Source organism: Lysobacter firmicutimachus, from assembly GCF_037027445.1.
GTDB lineage: Bacteria > Pseudomonadota > Gammaproteobacteria > Xanthomonadales > Xanthomonadaceae > Lysobacter > Lysobacter firmicutimachus.
Window position 1 is genome coordinate 5,087,111 of record NZ_JBANDL010000002.1, and the last position, 20,396, is coordinate 5,107,506.

The 20,396-nt window shown below is 71.0% G+C and carries 20 protein-coding genes; 12 read left to right on the top strand and 8 right to left on the bottom strand.

What is annotated here, in order from left to right:
* The first annotated feature begins 1 nt into the window (after position 1).
* Positions 2 to 289 (top strand): STAS domain-containing protein, encoded by a 288-nt coding sequence (locus V2J18_RS21870; RefSeq protein ID WP_064748504.1) that lies wholly within the window; start codon positions 2 to 4, stop codon positions 287 to 289.
* A gap of 309 nt (positions 290 to 598) precedes the next feature.
* Complete coding sequence (locus tag V2J18_RS21875; protein ID WP_075575164.1) at positions 599 to 1,576, top strand: MlaA family lipoprotein; 978 nt, start codon at positions 599 to 601, stop codon at positions 1,574 to 1,576.
* Positions 1,577 to 1,810: 234 nt separating this feature from the next.
* On the opposite strand, the gene V2J18_RS21880 is transcribed toward V2J18_RS21875, so the two are convergent.
* Both V2J18_RS21880 and V2J18_RS21885 read right to left on the bottom strand, forming a co-directional pair.
* Positions 1,811 to 3,400 (bottom strand): DNA recombination protein RmuC, encoded by a 1,590-nt coding sequence (locus tag V2J18_RS21880; RefSeq protein WP_336132888.1) that lies wholly within the window; start codon positions 3,398 to 3,400, stop codon positions 1,811 to 1,813.
* Between the two features lie 182 nt (positions 3,401 to 3,582).
* Positions 3,583 to 4,587 carry a LysR family transcriptional regulator gene (locus V2J18_RS21885; protein WP_079248222.1) on the bottom strand — a complete coding sequence of 335 codons (1,005 nt, stop codon included), beginning with the start codon at positions 4,585 to 4,587 and terminating at the stop codon, positions 3,583 to 3,585.
* A 92-nt stretch (positions 4,588 to 4,679) separates the two neighbouring features.
* Here V2J18_RS21885 and V2J18_RS21890 point away from each other — a divergent pair, with 92 nt between their 5' ends.
* The 3 genes from V2J18_RS21890 to V2J18_RS21900 all read left to right on the top strand — a co-directional run bounded on the left by V2J18_RS21890 (position 4,680) and on the right by V2J18_RS21900 (position 6,645).
* Positions 4,680 to 5,618: a DMT family transporter gene (locus tag V2J18_RS21890; RefSeq protein ID WP_336132889.1), complete on the top strand. Its 939-nt coding sequence runs from the start codon at positions 4,680 to 4,682 to the stop codon at positions 5,616 to 5,618.
* A 206-nt stretch (positions 5,619 to 5,824) separates the two neighbouring features.
* On the top strand, positions 5,825 to 6,148 hold the full coding sequence (locus V2J18_RS21895; RefSeq protein WP_336132890.1) for a hypothetical protein: 324 nt from the start codon (positions 5,825 to 5,827) through the stop codon (positions 6,146 to 6,148).
* A 95-nt stretch (positions 6,149 to 6,243) separates the two neighbouring features.
* Entirely contained in the window at positions 6,244 to 6,645 is a 402-nt protein-coding gene (locus V2J18_RS21900) for a hypothetical protein (protein ID WP_336132891.1), read from the top strand.
* Positions 6,646 to 6,759: 114 nt separating this feature from the next.
* Here the strand turns inward: V2J18_RS21900 and V2J18_RS21905 are convergent, their stop codons facing one another.
* The gene (locus tag V2J18_RS21905) at positions 6,760 to 7,929 is read right to left on the bottom strand and encodes a class I SAM-dependent rRNA methyltransferase (RefSeq protein ID WP_221670735.1); all 1,170 of its coding nucleotides are present in this window, start codon (positions 7,927 to 7,929) and stop codon (positions 6,760 to 6,762) included.
* A 136-nt stretch (positions 7,930 to 8,065) separates the two neighbouring features.
* On the opposite strand from V2J18_RS21905, the gene V2J18_RS21910 reads away from it, so the two are divergent.
* From V2J18_RS21910 to V2J18_RS21920, 3 genes are read left to right on the top strand one after another with little or no spacing between them, the layout of a single operon-like run.
* Positions 8,066 to 8,848, top strand: coding sequence for a rhomboid family intramembrane serine protease (locus tag V2J18_RS21910; protein ID WP_336132892.1), 783 nt, complete (start codon positions 8,066 to 8,068; stop codon positions 8,846 to 8,848).
* 33 nt (positions 8,849 to 8,881) lie between these two features.
* Positions 8,882 to 9,472 carry a hypothetical protein gene (locus V2J18_RS21915; RefSeq protein ID WP_336132893.1) on the top strand — a complete coding sequence of 197 codons (591 nt, stop codon included), beginning with the start codon at positions 8,882 to 8,884 and terminating at the stop codon, positions 9,470 to 9,472.
* A complete protein-coding gene (locus V2J18_RS21920) occupies positions 9,469 to 10,233 on the top strand; it encodes a transporter (RefSeq protein ID WP_336132894.1) in 765 nt (254 codons plus the stop codon). Before V2J18_RS21915 ends, V2J18_RS21920 begins: the two co-directional genes overlap by 4 nt.
* Here the strand turns inward: V2J18_RS21920 and V2J18_RS21925 are convergent.
* Positions 10,195 to 11,109: a hypothetical protein gene (locus V2J18_RS21925; RefSeq protein WP_064748492.1), complete on the bottom strand. Its 915-nt coding sequence runs from the start codon at positions 11,107 to 11,109 to the stop codon at positions 10,195 to 10,197. The two genes, V2J18_RS21920 and V2J18_RS21925, sit on opposite strands and share 39 nt — an antisense overlap.
* A gap of 399 nt (positions 11,110 to 11,508) precedes the next feature.
* Here V2J18_RS21925 and V2J18_RS21930 point away from each other — a divergent pair, with 399 nt between their 5' ends.
* From V2J18_RS21930 to V2J18_RS21940, 3 genes are all read left to right on the top strand, one after another.
* Positions 11,509 to 13,230 (top strand): M20/M25/M40 family metallo-hydrolase, encoded by a 1,722-nt coding sequence (locus V2J18_RS21930; RefSeq protein WP_336132895.1) that lies wholly within the window; start codon positions 11,509 to 11,511, stop codon positions 13,228 to 13,230.
* Positions 13,231 to 13,281: 51 nt separating this feature from the next.
* Positions 13,282 to 14,007 (top strand): aspartate/glutamate racemase family protein, encoded by a 726-nt coding sequence (locus V2J18_RS21935; RefSeq protein WP_064748501.1) that lies wholly within the window; start codon positions 13,282 to 13,284, stop codon positions 14,005 to 14,007.
* Positions 14,008 to 14,101: 94 nt separating this feature from the next.
* Positions 14,102 to 14,620, top strand: a complete 519-nt coding sequence (locus V2J18_RS21940) for a cytochrome c oxidase assembly factor Coa1 family protein (RefSeq protein WP_064748490.1) — start codon at positions 14,102 to 14,104, stop codon at positions 14,618 to 14,620.
* A gap of 7 nt (positions 14,621 to 14,627) precedes the next feature.
* On the opposite strand, the gene V2J18_RS21945 is transcribed toward V2J18_RS21940, so the two are convergent.
* Entirely contained in the window at positions 14,628 to 15,104 is a 477-nt protein-coding gene (locus V2J18_RS21945) for an Lrp/AsnC family transcriptional regulator (RefSeq protein WP_064748489.1), read from the bottom strand.
* Between the two features lie 131 nt (positions 15,105 to 15,235).
* Between V2J18_RS21945 and phhA the strand changes: the two genes are divergently transcribed.
* A complete protein-coding gene (phhA, locus tag V2J18_RS21950) occupies positions 15,236 to 16,132 on the top strand; it encodes a phenylalanine 4-monooxygenase (protein ID WP_064748488.1) in 897 nt (298 codons plus the stop codon).
* 234 nt (positions 16,133 to 16,366) lie between these two features.
* Here phhA and V2J18_RS21955 read toward each other — a convergent pair whose 3' ends face one another.
* From V2J18_RS21955 to V2J18_RS21965, 3 genes are all read right to left on the bottom strand, one after another.
* Positions 16,367 to 17,755, bottom strand: a complete 1,389-nt coding sequence (locus V2J18_RS21955; protein ID WP_336132896.1) for an FAD/NAD(P)-binding protein — start codon at positions 17,753 to 17,755, stop codon at positions 16,367 to 16,369.
* Positions 17,756 to 18,168: 413 nt separating this feature from the next.
* Positions 18,169 to 19,545 carry an alpha/beta hydrolase family protein gene (locus V2J18_RS21960; RefSeq protein WP_064748486.1) on the bottom strand — a complete coding sequence of 459 codons (1,377 nt, stop codon included), beginning with the start codon at positions 19,543 to 19,545 and terminating at the stop codon, positions 18,169 to 18,171.
* Positions 19,546 to 19,682: 137 nt separating this feature from the next.
* Positions 19,683 to 20,393, bottom strand: a complete 711-nt coding sequence (locus V2J18_RS21965) for a hypothetical protein (protein ID WP_336132897.1) — start codon at positions 20,391 to 20,393, stop codon at positions 19,683 to 19,685.
* Positions 20,394 to 20,396 lie beyond the last annotated feature (3 nt).

Below are 20,396 nucleotides of genomic sequence, written 5' to 3' on the forward strand. Positions count from 1 at the left end.
CATGGCCGGCGCCCCCGCCAGCGTGCGCAAGGACGGCGATGCCCTGAGCTTCGCCGGCGCGCTCGACCGCACCGCGGCGGCGACGCTGTGGCCGCAGGCGCGCGCGCTGGCGCCCGGCGCGCGCCGCTTCGATCTGTCGGCGGTGAGTTCGGTCGACAGCGCCGGCCTGGCGCTGCTGGCCGAGCTGGCGTCGCTGGCGCCGGGCGTCGAGGTGATCGGCACGCCGCCCGGCCTGACCGAGTTGCGCGCCGCCTATCGCCTCGACGACGCGCTAGGCTTCGGTCGCTGATTCCGTTCTCGCGTCGCATATTCCGCTGTTGCGGTCGTCTTCGCCCGAAGTCCGGGCCAGGCCGCCCCCACCCGTTCGTCCTGGAAGACTAGACTGCAACCCATGCGCCCCCACGCACTCACTCTCGCACTCGGCCTGACCCTCGCCGCGCTGCCTGCCGTTCCCGCCTTCGCCCAGTCGGGCGCCGATCCGGCGCCGGCGGCCGAAGTTCAGACCGTAGAACTCGCCGATCCGGGCAGCGGCCACGATGCGCCGATCGCAGCGGTCGCCGCCGCGCCGGTGCAGACCGATTCGGCGCGCGCGCTGGCGATGGCCGGCAGCGCCGCGGTCGCCGCCGGCGAAAGCGCCGCCGCGGCTGAGCAAACCGAGCCGGCCGCGCCGACGCCGGCCGACGCCAGCGCGACCGTCGACCCGGCGGCCTCCGCCGCCGGCATCGATTCCAACGCTCCGCCGCCCGCCACGACCGGTGCGGACGACCCGCGCACCGACGCCGAGCGCGATTTCGACGAGATCTACGGCGTGCAGCCGCAGGAATACGACCCGGTCGCCGACCCGACCCTGCCGGCCCCGGCCAACGTGCCGGGCGCTTACGATCCGTGGGAGCGCTACAACCGCAAGATGCACCGCTTCAACATGGCGGTGGACCGCGGCATCGCCCGCCCGCTGGCGCGCGCCTACAGCAAGGTCGTGCCGCGGCCGATCCGGCTGGGCGTGAGCAACTTCTTCAACAATCTCGGCCAGCCGGTGTCGGCGCTCAACGCGCTGCTGCAGGGCAAGCCGAAGCAGGCTGCGCAGTCGCTGGGCCGCTTCGCCCTCAACACCACCCTGGGCATCGGCGGCATCTTCGATCCGGCCAGCGACGCCAAGCTGCCCAATCGCAGCGAAGACTTCGGCCAGACCCTGGGCGTGTGGGGCTGGAAGCGCTCGCGCTACGTCGAGCTGCCGTTCTTCGGCCCGCGCACCGTGCGCGATTCGTTCGGCGCCCTCGCCGATGCGCCGTTGAGCCCGCTTCGCCAGGTCGAGCGCGACCGCATCCGCATCCCGCTGCAGGGCCTGCAGTTGGTCGACGTGCGCGCCCAGCTGCTGCCGCTGGACAGCCTGCGCGACGGCGCCGAGGACGAGTACGCCCTGGTCCGCGATTCCTGGATGCAGCGCCGCGACTACCAGATCTTCGGCGACCGCATGGACAAGAACGGCGACAGCCAGTTGCCCGAGTACCTGCAGGACGACAGCAACCCCAGCGTCCCCGCCGACGCCATGCCGGTGATGCCGACCGACGGCACCTGAGCGGCGAACGCGCGACGCACAGCGAAAACGAAACGGCCCGGAGCGATCCGGGCCGTTTCGTTTTGTGCGTCTGCGTCGCCCACACCTGCAGGAACGACGTAAGCCGCGACCATCGCAGCGATGTACGAAAACGCCCTCGCCGAAGCGCAGACAATCGGGCTCGTTCGACCGCGGCGTCGTTTCGGAAGGCGGCGTGGTACTCCGCCGCGCCGGTGGTCGCGGCTTACGCCGCTCCTACAAGGGTGCGGCTTCGTCGCTCGGCGGTGGTAGGCCGGCGGCGCCTTCGATCGGCTGTGGGCCGTCGCTGAGCGGGCCGTTGCCGGACGCGTCGCCGGCGGGCGCATCGTCGTCGGCCGAAAGTTCGACCAGAGCGGCCGGCAAGGCGCGATTCGGCTTCACCCCCAGGTCGCGCAGCATCTCCGCCTGGCGGATCACGTTGCCCTTGTTCTGCGCCAGCTTGCCGCGCGCCGCATCGAAGCTTTCCTTGGCCTGCTCGATGCGCTCGCCGACCTTTTCCAGATCGGCGACGAAAGCGCTGAGGCGGTCGTACAGCTGCGCGCCGCGCTTGGCGATCTCCTGCGCATTGCGGTTCTGCGCCTCCTGCCGCCACAGGTGGGCGACGGTGCGCACCACGAACAGCAGGGTCGACGGCGACACCATCAGCACGTTGCGCTGCCAGCCGTCCATGAACAGGTTGCGGTCGTGGGTCACCGCGAGCATGAAAGCGGGCTCGATCGGCACGAACATCAGCACGAAATCCAGCGAACGCAGGCCGTACAGCTCCTGGTAGCGCTTCTCCGACAGCCCTCGCATGTGCTGGCGCACCGATTCGATGTGACGCTTGAGCGCACGCGCGCGCAAGTCTTCGTCCTCGGCGTTGACGAACTCTTCGTACGCGGTCAGCGAGACCTTGGAGTCGATGACCAGGTGCCGGTCTTCCGGCAGGTGCACGGTGACGTCCGGGCGGCGCTCGCCGTCCTCGGTGCCGTGGCTTTCCTGCACATCGTATTCCTCGCCCTTGCGCAGCCCGGCCGATTCCAGCACCCGCTCCAGGATCAGCTCGCCCCAGGCGCCCTGGGTCTTGCTCGAGCCCTTGAGCGCGGTGGTGAGGTTCTTGGCGTCCTCGCTGAGCGACTGATTGAGCGCCATCAGCTGGCGCACCTGCTCGCCGAGCGCGGTGCGGTCGCGGGTCTCCTGGTCGTAGACGGTTTCGACCTTGGCCTGGAACTCGCTCAGCTTCTGCTGCAACGGGTCGAGCAGTTGGCCGAGGTGGCTGCGGTTCTGCTCGGTGAAGCGCTTGCTCTTCTCTTCCAGGATGTCGTTGGCCAGGTTCTTGAATTGGACCGACAGATCCTCGCGCACCTCGCGCAGCTGGGCGATCTTTTCCTGCGCCTGGCGCCGTTCGGCGTCGAGTTGGGTCGACAGCCGCTCCAGCTCGACCGAGCGCTGCTGCGACTGCGCGGCGATCTCGTCGCGCGAGCGCTCCAGCGCGTCGTAGTCCTGGCGCAGGCGTTGCAGGGTCTGTTGCTCTTTTTCCAGTTCGGCGGCGGTGCGGCCGATGCTCTCGCGCAGGCCGCCGCTGTCGCGCACCAGCGCGTCGCGCTGGTGCTCCAGCTCGTCCAGGCGCGCCTGCAGTTCGGGGATGCGCGCGGCGCGCTCGGCCAGCTGGGCGCGTTCCTGCTGGGCCGCGTTCAACTGCGCACCGAGCTCAGCGCGCGCGGTCTCCAGCGCGCGCACAGCGCCGGCGCGGGCCATCAGCCAGGCCAGGACGGCGCCGATCAGCACGGCGAACGCGATGGAAACGAGGGCGGCGGTCAGGGGCATCGGGACGCTCGGTCAATAGGGGCGCAGGGAGCAAGCCAGAGGCTCGACCCCCTGCGTCCCTGCCACATTCGATTGCGATTGTTCGCCACCAGTCTAACGAGATGAGTCTCAGCTTCTGAGATGCGCGGCCGGCAGCGCAGTTGCGGCGACGCCCGCGGCGTGCGTCCCCAGGGCGGAAGGAATCAATCCTGGGGCTCGATCCCCTCCGCGCGTTGCGCGCCTTGCGCGACCGGCCGGCGCGGCTGGAGCGAACGTGCGTCGCTCCAGCCGCCGCCGTGCATCCAGCTGTCGATCAGATGCTCGACGAAGGCTCGCACCTTGGCCGGCACGTAACGCCGCTCCGGCATCACCGCATGCACATCCAGCCCCGGCAGCTCCCAATCCGGCAACACCTGCACCAGTGCGCCCTCGGCCAGTTCGCGTGCGACCGCGAACTCGGGCACCCGCACGATGCCGGCGCCGGCCAGCGCCGCCGCCTTCAAGGCCAGGCTGGAATTGGCGTCCAGCCGCGCGCCCAGCGCCACCCGCACCACCTCGCCGTCGCGGGCGAAGCTCCAGGTGCGGCCGCTGGCGGACAGGGTGAAATGCAGGCAGTCGTAGCCGCCGAGTTCGTCCGGGCGCTGCGGCCGGCCGGCGCGCTGCAGGTACGCCGGCGCCGCGCACACCACGACCCGGCTGTAGGCGATGGCGCGCGCGACCAGGCTGGAGGCTTCCAGCCGGCCCAGGCGGATCGCCAGGTCGAAGCTGCCCTGGACCAGGTCGTGTTCGCGGTCGTCGAGCTGCAGATCCAGGTCGACTTGCGGATAACGGGCCAGGAACCCGGCCAGCCACGGCGCCACGTGCAGCGCGCCGAAGGTCATCGGCGCCGACACCCGCAGCCGGCCCTGCGGCGCGGCGTGGGTGCCGGCGACCGCGTCCTCGGCCGCGCGGGCCTCGGCGAAGGCGCCCTGGGCATGGCGCAGATAGGCCTGGCCGGCCTCGGTCAGGCTCAACCGGCGGGTGGTCCGGTGCAGCAATTGGGCGCCGAGCCGGCGCTCCAGCGCCGAGACCTGCTTGCTGACCGCGGCCTTGGACAGGCCCAGCGCGTCGGCGGCACGGACGAAACTGCCGAGTTCGGCGACGCGGACGAAGGCGAGCAGGCCGGCGAGGTCGGGCACCGGCAGCTTGCTGGGGGCGATTGTTGACATGAGGAAACAGTCTAGCCACTTCGGGGCCGATTATCCGCGCGCCGCTCCGGCCTAATCTGGCCCCCGTCCTCACTGCTCCTGCCCCCGCCGCCATGAATGCCACCGCACTGCGCCTCGTTCTGACCCTGACCGCCGGCAGCCTGGTCGGCGCCATCTTCGTGCTCAGCAAGCTGTTGCTGAGCAGCGGCCTGAACCCGTTCATCGTTTCCTTCGTGCAGACCGCCGGCGCCGCCGGCCTGATCCTGGCCGTGCTACGCGCCCGCGGCCAGCGCCTGCCGCTGGACCCGGCGGCGCTGCGCTTCTACGCCACCGCCGGCGCGATCGCGGTCGCCGGTTCGGCCTTGCTCGGCAACTGGGTGCTGGCGCGGATCCCGGCCGGCATCTTCACCGTGCTGGTGACCCTGTCGCCGATGTTCACCTCGCTGTTCAACGCCCTGGTCGAGCGCCGCTGGCCGACCCCGACCGCGCTGGCCGGCACCGTGCTCGGCCTGGCCGGGGTGCTGCTGGTGCTGGTGCCGCGCGCGCAGTCGGTGGAACCGGAGCAGGCCCTGGCCCTGACCGTGGCCTTGGGCGTGCCGGTGCTGCTGGCGATCGGCAACGTCTACCGCAGCCGCCGCTGGCCGGCCGGCGTAAGCGCGCCGATGTCCACCGCCGGCACCATGCTGGTCCAGGCGCTGGCGGTGCTGCCGCTGCTGGCCGGCGCCGAACTGCAGGGCAGCGCGGCGCAGGTCGCCGCGGTGTGGCCGCTGCTGCTGGCGATGGTGCTGGTGACCCTGGCCGCCAACGTCGCCGCCGCCGCCCTGCAGCGCATCGCCGACAGCGTCGCCTACAGCCAGCTGGGCTATGTGGTCGCGCTGACCGGCGTGGTCTGGGGTGCGGTGCTGTTCGACGAACGCCTGGGCTGGAGCTTCGTGCCGGCGGTGGCGCTGGTGTTCGCCGGGGTGATCCTGGCCAACCGCCGCGTCGCCGCGGCACCGGCGGCGGCCGCGCCCAGCGTCGTCTCGGACCGTCTGGCCGGCGCTGCCCGCTGAACGCCGCCTGGTGTCCGCTCCCGGCCCGGTGCGCCCGCACCGGGCCGGAGCTTTTTTGTGAGGCGGATCGCAATCCCGGCATCGGCGGGCCGCGGCGCCCTTTCGCCGCCGCCGATCGCGGGTATGAAATCGAAGCGAACAGGAATTCCCCTTCGAGCAAGGCCGGCCGCCGCTCCCCCGGTAGCCGCGATCAGGACGGCCCGCCGATGAATCCCCATGCTCCACGGCTGTACGCCGACCCACGCGGCGTCTGGCGCGACGACGGCGTCGGCCGGATCCACGGCGTCCGCTGGAACGAGATCGACGGTGTCGACGCGTACGCGATCGACGCCGACGGCACGCGCCAGGTGTTCGTCGAATTGGGCACCGCAGCCGGGCACCGCCTGGAACTGCCGATCGACTGGCCCGGTTACCGCGAAGTCGCCACGGCGTTGAGCCTGCGCCTGGCGGGGCTGCGCCTGGAAACGCTGCTGGGGGCCGGCCACCTGCGCCCGGAGGACCCGCCGGCGGTGCTGTGGTGGCGCGATTGAGCCTGCCCGATGCGACAGCGGCGACCGCCCCTGTCGCACCGTCGGACCGGCCTGGGTGCAAAATCCCGCCCCATCGCCATCGCAAGGGACGTCCCATGAGATCGCCAGCGCTGCTGCTGTGCCTGCTGCTGCCCGCCTCGCCCGTACCGGCCGCGGACGACGGCCCGGCGGGCGCCATCGCGTCGGTCGCCCGCGCGACCGGCATGAGTTATCGATTCGGCGCCCGCTGCGGCTTCGACCCGGACCTGCTGCGCCGGCACAAGAGCAAGTTCCAGGCCGAAGCGAACACCGCCAACGCGGCCCTGCCAGCCGGCCAGGCGGTGGACATCGCGGCCGAGTTCCAGGTCGGTTTCGACGAAGCCGACCGCTTCTACGACGGGATCAAGGACACGCCGCAGCGCGGCATGGTGTGCCAGCAGTTCGCCCGGCAGATCGAGCAGGCGGTGGAGCACCCCAGCGTGCTGAGCCTGCCCACGCGCGCGATGCGTCCGCGCTAGTCCCGCACCGGCGACGATTCGCCGGCGTCGTCCCGCTATCGCAGGGGAACAATGGCAGCGGCGGCCGGACCGGCGTCGGCCGGCGCTGCGGACACCGCGCTCGCCCGGCCGCGCTCAGTCCAGCACGCGGCAGAACACCGCCTTGAGGTAGCGCGACTCCGGCACCTGCGCCAGCCAGGGGTGGTCGGCGCCGGCGCCGGCGACCTTGAGCACCTGCACCGTGCGCCCGGCGTAGAACGCGGCGCGGCGCAGCATGTCCAGGAACTGGTCCTCGGACACCAGGCCGGTGCAGGAGAAGGTCGCGAACAGGCCGCCGGGCTTGACCACGCTCAGCGCCAGCTTGTTCATGTCCAGGTACTTCTTCAGCGCCGCGATCACCTGCTCACGGTCGCGGGTCATCTTGGCCGGGTCCAGGATCACCACGTCGAAGCGCTCGCCGGCGTTACCCAGGTCGCGCAGATAGGGGAAGATGTCGGCCTGGACGAACTTGACGTGGGCGCCGTTGAGCTTGGCGTTGCCCTTGGCGATGTTGATCACGTCGGCGTCGATGTCCACGCCGATCACTTCCTCGGCGCCGCGCGCCTTGGCGTAGACGCCGAAGCCGCCGGTGTTGCAGCACAGGTCGAGCACGCGCTTGCCGGCGACCTGCTGCGACAGCCACTCGCGGTTCTCGCGCTGGTCGGCGAAGAAGCCGGTCTTGTGCGCGCCGGCCGGATCGGCGCGGAACTTGATTCCGTACTCGGTTATGATCGCCGGCGGCACCGCTTCGGTGCCGCGGAAGTCGAAGCTTTCCTGCTTCTGCACGTGTTCGTCGGCGAAGGCGTAGAAGCGGCAGCCGGGGAACTGCGCGCGCAGCGCGTCGTAGATCCATTCGCGATGGCGGAACGCGCCGGCGCTGAAGTACTCGACCACCAGCAGGTCGCCGTAACGGTCCACGACCAGGCCGCTGATGCCGTCGCCTTCGCTGTGCACCACGCGCCAGGCGTCGCTGACCTGGTCGAGCTTGAGCACGTCGCGGCGCAGCGACACCGCCGCGGCGATCTTGCGCGCGAACCAGTCGGCGTCGATGGCCACGTCGGGGTCGTTCTCCAGCATGCGCAGGGCGATGCGCGAGTGGCCGTTGTAGAAGCCGCGGCCGATCCAGACGCCGTCGACGCCGACCACGTCGACGATCGCCCCCGGCTTGGGACGCTGGGCGGGCTTGTCGACCAGGCGCTGGAAGATCCAGGGATGGGTGGATTTCCAGGCGTTCTTGAGGCGTACGGTGGGGATTTCGGTAGTCATCCGCCCATTCTACCGGGCCCGGCGCCGCCGGCCCGGCGCGGGCGCGGGCCGATCGGCGTCGCAATCCCGCCTGCGGGACGAAGTAGCCCGCCGCGGCCGGCTTGTTTTGCCCGCCACCGGTGCCAATCTGGTCTCCATGCACCTGCCCACCGACGCCCCGATCCCCGACACCCCGGCCCAGCGCAAGGCCGACCGTGCGCGGCTGCTGCGCGCGCTCAACCTCAGCCTGGGCTTCGTCCTGGTCCTGGTCGCGGTGTTCAGCGCCCAGAGCCTGTTCGACCCGCGCCCGTTCACCGTCCAGCCCTGGTCGGCGGCCGGCCTGCTCGGCCTGCTGACCGCACCGCTGTTGCACGGCTCGATCGAGCACCTGGCGGCGAACGCCACCTCGCTGCTGCTGCTCGGCAGCCTGGCCGGCGCGGTCTACCCGCAGGCGACCGCCCGCGCCCTGCCCTTGCTGTGGCTCGGCTCCGGCCTGGGCGCCTGGCTGCTCGGCGAGCCGGGCAGCTATCACCTCGGCGCCAGCGGCCTCACTCACGGCCTGATGTTCCTGGTCATGACCCTGGGCCTGCTGCGCCGCGACCGGGCCTCGATCGCCGCGGCGATGATCGCCTTCCTGCTCTACGGCGGCATGCTGCTGACCGTGCTGCCGCGCGAGATCGGCGTGTCCTGGCAGGCCCACCTCGGCGGCGCCGTCGCCGGCGTGATCGCCGCCTACGCCTTCCGCCTGCGCGACCCGCTGCCGCCGCGCAAGCGCTACAGCTGGGAAGACGAGGAAGACGCCGAACTGGCGCCGCTCAACGACGAACTGGAACCGCCCAAGCCGCGCGACGTGCCGGTGCTGTGGAACCGTCCCGACCCGCGCGACGTGCAGACCGGCACCGTGCTGCGGTTTCCGCCGCGGCGCGAGCCGGAGGAGTAGCCGCGCCCGAGGCCGGCCGCCTGTAGGAGCGGCGTGAGCCGCGACAAGGGACGCGCAGAGAAAGCAGCGCTGCCGACGCCAATCAAAGCCGCGAACCGCTACGCATCGATGCCGCGCAATCGCGATCCTCTCGCCGAGACCGCGAGGAAATCGCCTCTGTGCTCGCTGCGCCGCTCGGCGTTCTGCAGTAAGGTCTGCGCACCGCGGGCGTTGCCCGCTCCTGTGACGAAGGAGTCCGTCATGCGTCAGGTTCGCGTCCTCGCGGCTGCGATCTCGTTCGGTATCGCCCTGTTCGCCCTCGCTCCGCTCGCCCACGCCGGCAGCGCCTGCCTGCTGGAAGGCCAAGTGATGGGCCAGCCGGTCAACGAATGCACCCAGACCGATCAGCCGGTGCCGGAAGAGGTGCAGCAGCAGCAATGCAACGGCAGCGTGCCGGGGCTGGCCGAAATGGGCGGGCAGGTGACCGCGCGGCGGGTCGAAAGCTGCCCGGCGGGCGCCAACGGCGTGTGCGAGTCGCCGATGGGCACGCAGGCGCGGATCCATTACTACAAGCGCAGCCCGGAGCAGATCGCTGCGATCAAACAAGCCTGCGAGATGCAGCGCGGCCGCTGGGTCGCGCGATGAGGGCCGGCTTCGCCGCCGTCGCGCTGGCCGCGATGGCGTGGCCGGCGCTGGCGCAGGAATCGACGCCGACGCCGTCGTTCGACCGTCCGGGCATTTCCTTCTCGACCGCCACCCTGCCGCGCGGCGCGTTCGCCTGGGAACAGGGCCTTCCGGATTTCGAGCGCGACCGCGGCGGCGGTGCGCGGCGCACGCTGTACAGCGCCAACACCAATCTGCGCCTGGGCTTGAGCGACCGGGTCGAATTGCAGTTGTCGGGCTCGCCCTACAACCGCTTGCGCGAGCGCGACGCGCACGGGCGCCGCTCGCGCCACGGCGCCGGCGACACCGGGCTGGCGCTGAAAGCGGCGCTGCCGAGTTCGCACGAGGCCTTCTCGTGGGCGGTGCTGGCCGGCGTCGCCGCCGCCAGCGGCGATCGCGAGTTCAGCAACGGCGCGACCCAGTACACGCTGGGCACCACGCTCGGCTACGACTTCGACGAACGCCTGGCCGGCGCGCTGTACGTCAATCTCGACCGCAGCGACGGCGTCGACACCTGGACCTGGTCGCCGAGCCTGAGCCTGGCGCTGAACGACCGCACCGCGGTCTACGTCGAAGCCGGCCTGTCGCGCAGCGACCACGCGTCGACCACCTCGGTCGCAGGCGGCGGGGTCACCTGGATGGCGACCCCGCGGGTGCAACTCGACGCCTCCTTCGACGTCGGCCTGGACCGCAACAGCCCCGATTTAACGGGGGGTGTTGGGGCGTCGTTCTACTTCGACTGAACCGCGCAACGCCGCGGCCGTGCCCACGCCGGTGGCGATCGCCGCGGCGTAGTCCGGGGCCTGCGTGCCCGCCGATTCGTAGGTCCACAGGAAGCCGCCGCCGATGCCGTCGCTGGCCCATTGCGCGTACTGCTGCTGGACCTGGTTCGGGGTCGAATCGGTGGACACGCCGGGGATCACGAAGCTGGCCGGGAAACCGGCGCCGAGCTTCTGCCGCAGCGCCTGGATCCAGTCGTCCGGATCGTTGCCGGCGCCGCCGGAATAGCACTGCAGGTTGAACGCGATCACCAGGCCGGGGTCGGTCTTCTCCAGTTCGGCCAGGCAGCCGACCCAGAAGTCCGGGTTGTAGTAGGGGCAGAAGGTGACGTGGAAGCCGATCTTGCCGAGCATGCGGCTGAATTCGACCACCAGCTTGGTGTCCTGCATTTCCTCGTCGTCCAGGTCGATCGCCTCGATCGCCGGGAAGGTTTTCTTCAGCGCGACCAGATTCTGGTACAGCGGGTTCTTCTCGCTGATGCCGTATTCGGCGATGAGCTTCTGGATGTTGGCGTAGTCGCCCACGCCGCCGCCGCCGATCGACAACCAGACGCGTTCGATCCCGGTCTTGCCCTGGGTCAGCGAATTGACCAACGGCACCCACTCGGCCGGGCCGACGTACTTGCCGTTGGCGAAGATTTCGGTGTCGTTGTAGTACAGATCGCCCTTGTAGGTGTCCGGCGCCGGCGGCGACTTGTCCTGGTAGTGCGGGTGCGCCAGCGCCAGGATCGCGGTGTTGAACTTGGAGTTCTTGAGTCCTTCGATGTAGCTCTTGCCGCCGGTCTTGGAGAACAGGCCTTCGCAGTAAGCGGCGACGACGGGCGCGGTGATCGTAGGCATGATCGACTCCTTGGTGGGGGGTGGCGTAGGGGTGAACGCGCCGGTTCCGTCGCTGCGGACAGGCCCGGACCGCGGATGTTCGGTTCTGGGACGCACGGCGCGGGCGCGGCGGGCGCGTGGTCGCCCGGCCTATAGATTCGGTGAGCGTGGCGGCGGCGCCGGCGGCGAAAGAGGCTCGGTCGGCGCGGTCTGAATGCGTCCATCCGACTGCGTTCGCCCGCGCTCTCAGCACTGCGACCGCGCGCTCAGCGCCGGATTGCGACCGCGATGCGGGTTCGCCGCGTTTCGCGCCCAGCCCGGCGCAGGCGCAGGCCGTGGCGGCGCGCGCGCGACGGTGCTAGCGTCGGCGGCATTGGCGCGCCGCCGGGTGCGCACCGCTTCGAGACCGTGGGGGATCCGATGCGCCGTGGGTTCCGTTCCGGCCGCCTGGCCGTCCGTCCGTCGTCGTCGCCTCTGGCCTGGGCCGCGGCGCTGTGCCTGCTGGCCGCCTGCCAGCGCACCGCGCCGGTGCCGGCGCGGGACGTCCACGACACTGCCCCCGGCGCCGATGCGCGGCGGATCGAGGCCGACGTGCGCTTTCTCGCCGACGACCTGCTCGAAGGCCGCGAAACCGGCACCCGCGGCTACGACCTGGCCGCGCTCTACGTCGCCCAGCGCCTGCGCGCGATCGGCCTGCAGCCGGCCGGCGACGACGGCGGCTATTTCCAACGCGTGCCCTTGTTGCGCGCGCAGCGGGTCGACGGCGGCGGCAGCCTGATCGTGCACCGGCCCGGCGCGACGGTGGCGCTGAAGTACCGCGAACAGTTCCTGCCGCAACTCGACTTCGACCGTTCGCAGGCGCGGGTGGCGGCGCCGGCGGTGTTCGTCGGCCAGGCGGTGCATGCGCCGGAACTCGATTACGACGACTTCGCCGGGCTCGATCTGCGCGGCAAGATCGCGGTGCTGCTGCACGGCGCACCGGCGCGTTTCGACATCGACCGGCGCGCGTTCTACAGCTCGATGCAGGAAAAGTTCGCCGCCCTGGTCGCGCGCGGCGCGGTCGGCGCGGTGATCGTCGCCAGCGAGGACGAGGAGCAGCGCCAGCCGTGGGCGCGCAGCGCGCAGAACTGGGCGCGGCCGGGCATGCGCCTGCGCGGCGCCGACGGCCGCGCGCTGGACACGTTTCCGCAACTGCAGGTCGTCGCCAGCGTCTGCGCCGCAGCCGCACCGCTGCTGCTCGACGCCGGCGGCCGCAGCGCGCGCCAGGTGTTCCGCGACGCGCGCGAAGGAAGCCTGCGCGGTTACGACTTGCCGGGCACGCTGGAGCTGTCGTCGCTGACCCGGATCGCGCCGACGCAATCGCGCAACGTCGTCGCGCGCCGTCCCGGCGCCGACCCGGCGCTGGCGCGCGAGCACGTATTGTTCAGCGCCCATCTCGATCATGTCGGCATCGGCGCGCCGGTGCGCGGCGATGCGATCTACAACGGCGCACTCGACAACGCCTTGGGCGTGGCCATTCTGCTGGAAGCCGCACAGCAGCTGGCGCGGGCACCGTCGCCGCCGCAGCGCTCGCTGCTGTTCCTGGCGGTGACCGGCGAAGAGAAGGGCCTGCTCGGCGCGCACTGGTACGCCCGCCATCCCAGCGTGGCGCGCGAGTCGATCGTCGCCAACATCAATATGGACATGCCGGTGCTGCTGACCCCGACCCGCGACGCGGTGCCGGTCGGGGTCGAGCATTCCAGCCTGCAGGCGACGCTCGAGCGCGCCGCCGGCGAGGTCGGCCTGCGCCTGAGTCCGGACCCCAACCCGGAAGAAAGCGTGTTCATCCGCAGCGACCAGTACGCCTTCATCCGCGCCGGCATCCCCGCGGTGTACCTGACCGGCGGCATCCAGGCGCAAGCCGCCGGCACCGACGGCCGCGCGGTGCTGCGCGAGTTCCTGCGCGAGCGCTATCACCAGCCCGGCGACGACGTCTCCCAGCCGATCCAGTACGCCGACGCGGCGCGGCTGGCGCGGCTCAACGCGCGCATCGGCCAACGGGTCGCCGACGACCCGGAGCGGCCGCGCTGGAACCGCGGCGATTTCTTCGCCGAGCGCTTCGCCCGGCCGACGACCGCCGCCGCGAAAACGGCCGCGCCGTAGCCGAAGGCGGCGCCGAGCGCGTGACATACTGCGGCGATGACTGCGACCGCGATGAAGACCCTCGGCCTGCTCGGCGGCATGAGCTGGGAATCGACCCTGCCGTACTACCGCCAGATCAACGAAACCGTGCGCGAACGCCTCGGCGGCCTGCATTCGGCGCGCCTGCTGCTGTACAGCGTCGACTTCGCCGAAGTCGAACGCCTGCAGCACGCCGGCGACTGGGTCGCGGCCGGCGCCCTGCTCGGCCGGGCCGCCTGCAGCCTGCGCGACGGCGGCGCGCAACTGCTGGTGATCTGCACCAACACCATGCACAAGGTCGCCGACGCGATCGAAGCCGCTTCGGGCTTGCCGCTGCTGCACATCGCCGACCCCACCGGCGCGGCGATCCGCGCCGCCGGGCTGAGCCGCGTCGGCCTGCTCGGCACGCGCTTCACCATGGAGCAGGATTTCTATCGCCGCCGCTTGGCCGAACGCCACGGCCTGGAGGTGATCGTGCCCGAGGCCGAGGCGCGCGAGCGCGTGCATCGGATCATCTACGACGAGCTGTGCCTGGGCCGGATCCGCGACGAGTCGCGGCGCGAATACCAGGCCATCATCGCCGGCCTGGTCGCCCAGGGGGCGCAAGGCGTGATCCTGGGCTGCACCGAGATCGGCCTGCTGATCGGCCCGGACGACGTCGCGGTTCCGCGCTTCGACACCGCCGCCTTGCACGCGCGCGCCGCGGCGCTGGCGGCGATCGGCCAGATCGATGGGAGGCAGGGGGGTGAGCTCGCTTGATTTCCCCGGTCCGCCCAGAACCGGGGCCGCATCGACTGGCCGCTGCGCGCGAATGCGGCCACACTGCTAACGACGCGACGCAAGGAGCCATCGCATGAACGACAGCGCCAACCCCGGCTGGTGGAGCCGGCATTGGAAATGGGCGGTGCCGACCGGCTGCCTGAGCCTGATCCTGTTGGCCGGGCTGATGCTGGGCGCCCTGGTCGTGTTCGGCCTCGGCGGGCTGGGCGGGCTGATGAAGCCGGGCGAGCCCTTCCGCCACGCCGCCGGCCTGGCGCGCAACGACCCGGCGGTGATCGCCGCGCTCGGCACGCCGCTGGATTCGGGCTGGATGCGCAGCGGCCGCTTCGACATGAACGACGATCGCGGCGAAGTCGACGCGGTGTTCCCGCTGCGCGGCCCCAAGGGCGAGGCCGAGGTGCATCTGCGCGGCGAACGCAGCGACGGCCGCTGGACTTACTCGCGCATCGAGGTCGAACTCGACGACGGCCGCCGCATCGACTTGCTCGCGCCGCCGGCGCCGACCGCGCTTCCGCCGCAGGCGCCGGCCGCGGCCCCGCAAGACACCGCCACCGAAGAGCCCGAACCGGACGCCCCGGCGAGCGACCCCTGAAACGCGCTCAGCGCGCCGGCAGCGGCAGGCCGCGGAAGGATTTGACCGTGCGCAGCACCAGGCTGGAATTGATGTCGGCGCCGCCGGCCTGGTTGAGCAGGCGATCGAGCAGGAAGCGCGACAGGTGGTCGAGGTCGCGCACCACGATCTGCAGCAGATAGTCCATGTCGCCGGTCAGCGCATAACAGGCGATCACCTCGTCCCAACTGCCGACGAATTCGGCGAAGGCGTTCACCGCCTCGCTGTCGTGGCGGCCCAGCCGCACCCGCACGAAGGCCTGCAGGCCCAGGCCCAGGCGCTCGGGATCGACCTCGGCGCGGTAGCCGGCGATCACGCCCTCGCGTTCCAGCCGCTGCACCCGGCGCAGACAGGCCGAGGCCGACAGGTGCACGCGCTCGGCCAACTCGGCATTGGTCAGGCGGCCTTCGCGCTGCAGCTCGGCGAGCAGCACGATGTCGGTGCGGTCCAGTTCGATCGTGGCCATTCGCTGCGCCCTTCGGCTGATTGACGCAACGATATTGCGCCAATCCCGCCACAGCGCGCAACAACGCAAACCTATTGCGCCGACCCACGGTTACAGTCGTAGCGTCCCCTTCGGGACGTACGGAGCGTTCCATGGCCACTCAGTCCACCCCGCAGCGCGTCGAACACCAGCTCACCGACAAGGGCTACGTCCCGGTCTATACCACCGCCGTGGTCGAGCAGCCGTGGGCTTCGTATTCGAGCCAGGACCATGCGGTGTGGGCGCAGTTGTTCGAGCGCCAGCAGCAGGTGCTGGTCGGCCGCGCCAGCGACGAGTTCCTGGCCGCCCAGCGCGCCATGCACATGAGCCCCGACCGAATCCCGAAGTTCGACGACCTCAACCGGGTACTGCGCGCACACACCGGCTGGGAGCTGGTCGGCGTCGAAGGTCTGCTGCCCGAATTGACCTTTTTCGATCACCTGGCCAACCGCCGCTTCCCTGTGACCTGGTGGATCCGCCGCGCCGACCAAATCGACTACTTGTCCGAACCGGACCTGTTCCACGACCTGTTCGGCCACGTGCCGCTGCTGATGAACCCGGTGTTCGCCGACTACATGCAGGCCTACGGCCGCGGCGGGGTGAAAGCGCACGGCATCAACCCCGAAGCGCTGGTGCACCTGACCCGGCTGTACTGGTACACGGTCGAATTCGGCCTGATCCGACAGGCCGACGGACTGCGCATCTACGGCAGCGGCATCGTCTCGTCCAAGAGCGAATCGATCCACTGCCTGGAATCGAACGCGCCGAACCGGATCGGCTTCGATCTGGAGCGGATCATGCGCACCCGCTACCGCATCGACACTTTCCAGAAGACCTACTTCGTCATCGACAGCTTCGAACAGCTGATGCAGGCGACGACCCCGGACTTCACCCCGATCTACGAACGCCTGGCCCGGCAGGACTCGATCCCGGCCGGCGAGGTGCTGCCCGACGACCGCGTGTTCAACCGCGGCACCGGCGAGGGCTGGCTGGCGGACGGGGACGTCTGAGCGTAGCGATCCCGCCGCGTTTCCCAGCGACATGAACCGCTCCTTGTAGGAGCGGCGTAAGCCGCGACCGCCGAAGCGACATCGCGCCCTGTCCGTCATCGAGGCCAGCGCTACGATTTTGTTCGCCGATACCGCATGACCGTCTTCGGCCACTGCGCTCGCGACCACCGCTGCGCTGGTCGCGGCTTACGCCGCTCCTACAGGCGGACGGCGGCGCGATGTGGCGGCATGGCGTCAGCCGGCCACGGCCAAAGGCTTCGCGCCGGCGCGCGCGATCGAGGCGGTCGCCAGCAACTCGCCGGCCAGTTCGCGAGCCGCTTGGCGCAACTCCGGCACCGCGGTGATCTCCCAACGCTGCGCGCGCAGCAAAGGGCCGATCGCGTACAAGCCCCTCACCGCGCCGCCCTGGGCGTCCAGGACTTCGAAGCGGTCGGAGGCGCGCAGCCCCAGACCCAGCGGGTCGGCCGCGACCAGGCCCGATTCGCGCAGGTGCGCGATCAAGGGGTGGGTGGTGCGCTCGATGTCGGTGTCCAGGCCGGTGGCGCGGATCAGCACGTCGTAACGCTCCTGCAGCAGGGCGTCGTCGCCGCGCTCGCGGATCAGCACGTCGACCGAATCGGCGCCGCGGCGCGCGCGCACCAGGCGGCCGGCGCGGATGCGCAGGCGGCCGTGTTCGCGCAGGCGCAGCAGTTCCTCGGCCAGTTGCGGCGCGATCCGATGGCGTGCCGCCTCCCAGTACGAACGCAGGTGACGCAGGAAGCTGCCGCGCTGCGCCAAGGGCATGCCGCGCCAGAACGCCTGCAGGTGCGGACGCAGCGCGTCGACCAGACTGCGCCAGTCGTCGACCACCGGCATCAGACTGCGCAGCGCGCGCGACAGTGCGCGCGGTGCGTGCGTTTGCAGCGCCTGCAGCACCGTCGGCGGCAAGGCGATCGGCGGCGGCGGGTACTCGCCGTGGGCTCGCGGCAGCAGGCCGTGCCGCGACAAAGCGACGATCGGACCGCGGTGGCCGCGGCGGTGCAAGGTCACGACCACGTCGGCCATGGTCAGGCCGGTGCCGACGATCAGCAGGCGCGCGTCCGGGTCGATCGCATCGATGGCACCGTCCTGCCATGGCCAGCCCAGGTAACTGGAATGGATCGCCAACCTCGGCCCGACGCCCGCCAGCGGCTGCGGCGGCAGCGCGCCGACCGCGAGCACGACCTTGTCGCTGAGGAAATCGCTGCCGTCGGCGAGGTGGATGCGTAAACCCGAGGCCGCGCGTTCCACCGCCACCGCTTCCTGACGGATCTGGTTGAACGCCGCCGCACTGCCGGCCAGCGCGGCCTGCAGCTGCGCATGCAGGTATTCGCCGTACAACAACCGCGGCAGATAGCTGCTGCGCGCGCGATCGGTGAGGTTGAGCCAGTCGGCGAAGCCGCCGGGATGGTCGGGTGTCGCGCCCAGTTCGCTGGCGCGCACGTTGAGCAGGTGCTCCGGGCGCGCTTCGCCGTAAGCCACGCCGCGGCCGTAGCTCTCGCCGATGCCGACCAGGCACAGCTCCACGCCCGGCCCCGCCTGTCCGACCAGTTCGCGCGCCAAGGCGCTGCCGCTGAAACCCGCTCCGACGATGGTGATGCGCATGCCGCCCCCGCTCGTATGTGAGGAGGCTCCGTTCTAGTGGATCGCGTACGTCGCTGCGTAAAGCGGCGGTTACCGGTTCGTAAATCGGCGCGGACGATGCGGAACCTCGTCATGGCGACACGGCATGAGCGCGGTCGCCGAATTGCAATGAGGGTCGCAGTGCGGCTTTTTCCGGCGCGGATCGCATCGCGTCGGCCCGCATCGCAACGGTGCGCCGAAGCCTGTGGATCCGCGCTTTCGTGGGGACGACGGTCGAAGGCGACGCGGCGACGCCCACGGCCACCTCGGTTATGGGTGGAAGACCGCCGCGCCTCCCCTACCGTCCTCCCCGCGAAAGCGCGGACCCAGAGCTTCATCCAGGCATCGCCCCGAAGTCCGCCGCCATGCGGGCGACGGACGTCGAGCAGAGGCGATCACTTCGGCTGCGCCAGCACCTGCGCCGATCCGTACGGGGCATGATCCAGCGCGCCGCGCTTGATCCAGTCCAGCTGCATGCGGAAGTAGCCGTCGGCGACCCGAGTGTGCTGGCGCTCGCCCTTGGCGTCGACGTCGAACTCCAGCATGCCGTGGTCGGCGGCCGGAAACACCGCGGTGGTGATCGGCCGGCCCTCGCCGGCCAGGCCGACCAGGCGCTTCTGGGTTTCGTCCGACGGCGCTTCCAGGTCGGAACCGCCGACGATCCACAGCTGCGGCGCGCGCAGCCCGCGCAGCACCGGCATCGGGTCGTAGTCCCAGCTCACGTCGACGTCCTGCTTGGCCAGCTCGGCCAGCACTTCGGCGCGGGTCTTGTTGATCACCAGGCCGGTGTATTCGCCCTTCAGCGCCTTCCACCACGGCTGCTCGCCGTACTTGGCGCGCAGCGCGGCCAGTTCGTCCCAGCCGCGCTGGCCGTCGCTGGAGGCGATCAGTCCGGTGACGTCGGAGACTTCGCGCGCCTTGGCCAGGGTGTCGGCATCGCCGAAGCCGGCCGCGCGCAGGTCCATCGCGACCTGGTCGCGGTCTTCGGCCAGCACGCCGTCGGCCAGACCGAAGCCGACCACGACGAACTCGGCCTGCGGCTCCTTGCTCGCCGCCAGCGGCGCGACCCAGCCGCCCTGGCTGCCGCCCTGGAAGCCGGTGCGGCCGGCGCGCGCGCCGGCCAGACGCTTGGCCTCGCGCAGCGCCGCCGCGGCGTCGTCGGACAGTTGATAGAAATTCTGGTTGTACTTGCCGGTCGAGCCGCCGGTGCCGCGCTTGTCGTAAACGAACACGCCGACGCCGTTGGCCGGGAACAGATTCTGCAGGTGGTACAGGTCGACCCCCGAGTAGTTCTCGGACCCGTGCACCAGCACCACCAGCGGCACCTTGTCGCGCCCTTCCGGCAGCACCAGGCGGCCGCGCAGCTCGACGCCGTTGCCCTGGAAGCGGGTCTCGCGGATGTCGAAGCGCAGCTTCCGGCCGGCGTGGCCGTCGTAGCGGATGCGGCCCTGCGCGCAGTCGCCGAACGACACCGCGACGCCGTCGGGCCGATCGGTCCAGCCGCGGGTGCTGGTCCAGGCGCCATCGCGCTGGGTCAGCTTGCCGGTGCGGCCGTCCATCAGGCGCCAGCGCAGCGTGCCGGGCGTGGCGACCGCGCCGATGTCGACCACGCGGCCGTCGTCCAGGCGATAGGCGCCGGCGTGGCAGCGCGCCGGATCGGCGGCCGGGGCCGGTTCGGCGGCGTGGACCGCGCCGACGCCGGCGATCAGGGCCAGGGACAATGCGGCGCGGCGGAAGACGGCAGCGCGGGGCTGGGGGCGGCGGTCGGTCATGGAGCGGTTTCCGCTAGGAGTTATCCGATCGGATGCGCGCATGCGGGGCGCGGTTGCAATCCGAGCGCGTCGCCGGCCCTCAACCGGCGACACTTTCTTTTTCGTCGCGGCTGTGATTTTCGCATCCAGGTCGCAGTTCAACCGGTCTGCGCTTGCGCTCGCATCGCCGTCGCCTGCGGCGCGCGCCAACGGCGGTCGAACCAGAGCTTGGCGCCGATCGCGACCGCCAGCGGGCCGAACCAGGCCGCGTAGTGCAGGGCGGCGCCGTCGATCGCCGGAAACAGCCGCGGCAGGCCGATGCCGAGGAAGGCGATGTGGGTGGCGATGCCGTTGCCGATCATCGCGGTGTAGTGCTCGATCAGCCACCAACGCGGCCGCGCGGCCAAGCGCTCGCGGCGCAGGCGCTTGAGCAGCAGATCGGCGCCGATGAACAGCCCGATGCTGGAGAAGCCGGTCAGCAGCGGCGCGCCGACGCGCAGGCCCAGCGCCAGGATCGCCGCACCCGACAGCAGCGACAAGCCCGCCAGGGCCACGTACGCCGGCCCGGTGTAGCGGCGCACGTCGCGCTTGTCGGCGATCGCGCGCCAACCGGTCCACACGCCGGTCGCGGTGATGACCAGCAGATAGCCGAGAAAGGCGGCGGTGACGGGATGGCCTTGCTCGAGCTTGTAGGCCGCCATCGGCACGCCGGTGATCAGGATGCCGGTCATCGCCGACAGGAAGATCTGCCCGGCGCGACGATGCAGGGGACTGCCCTTGCGCGCCAGGCCGGCGCTCCAGAAGCCGATCAGCGCGATCACGCCGACGGCGATGTGCAGGGTCTTGATCCAATCGTAAACGGACAACATGGC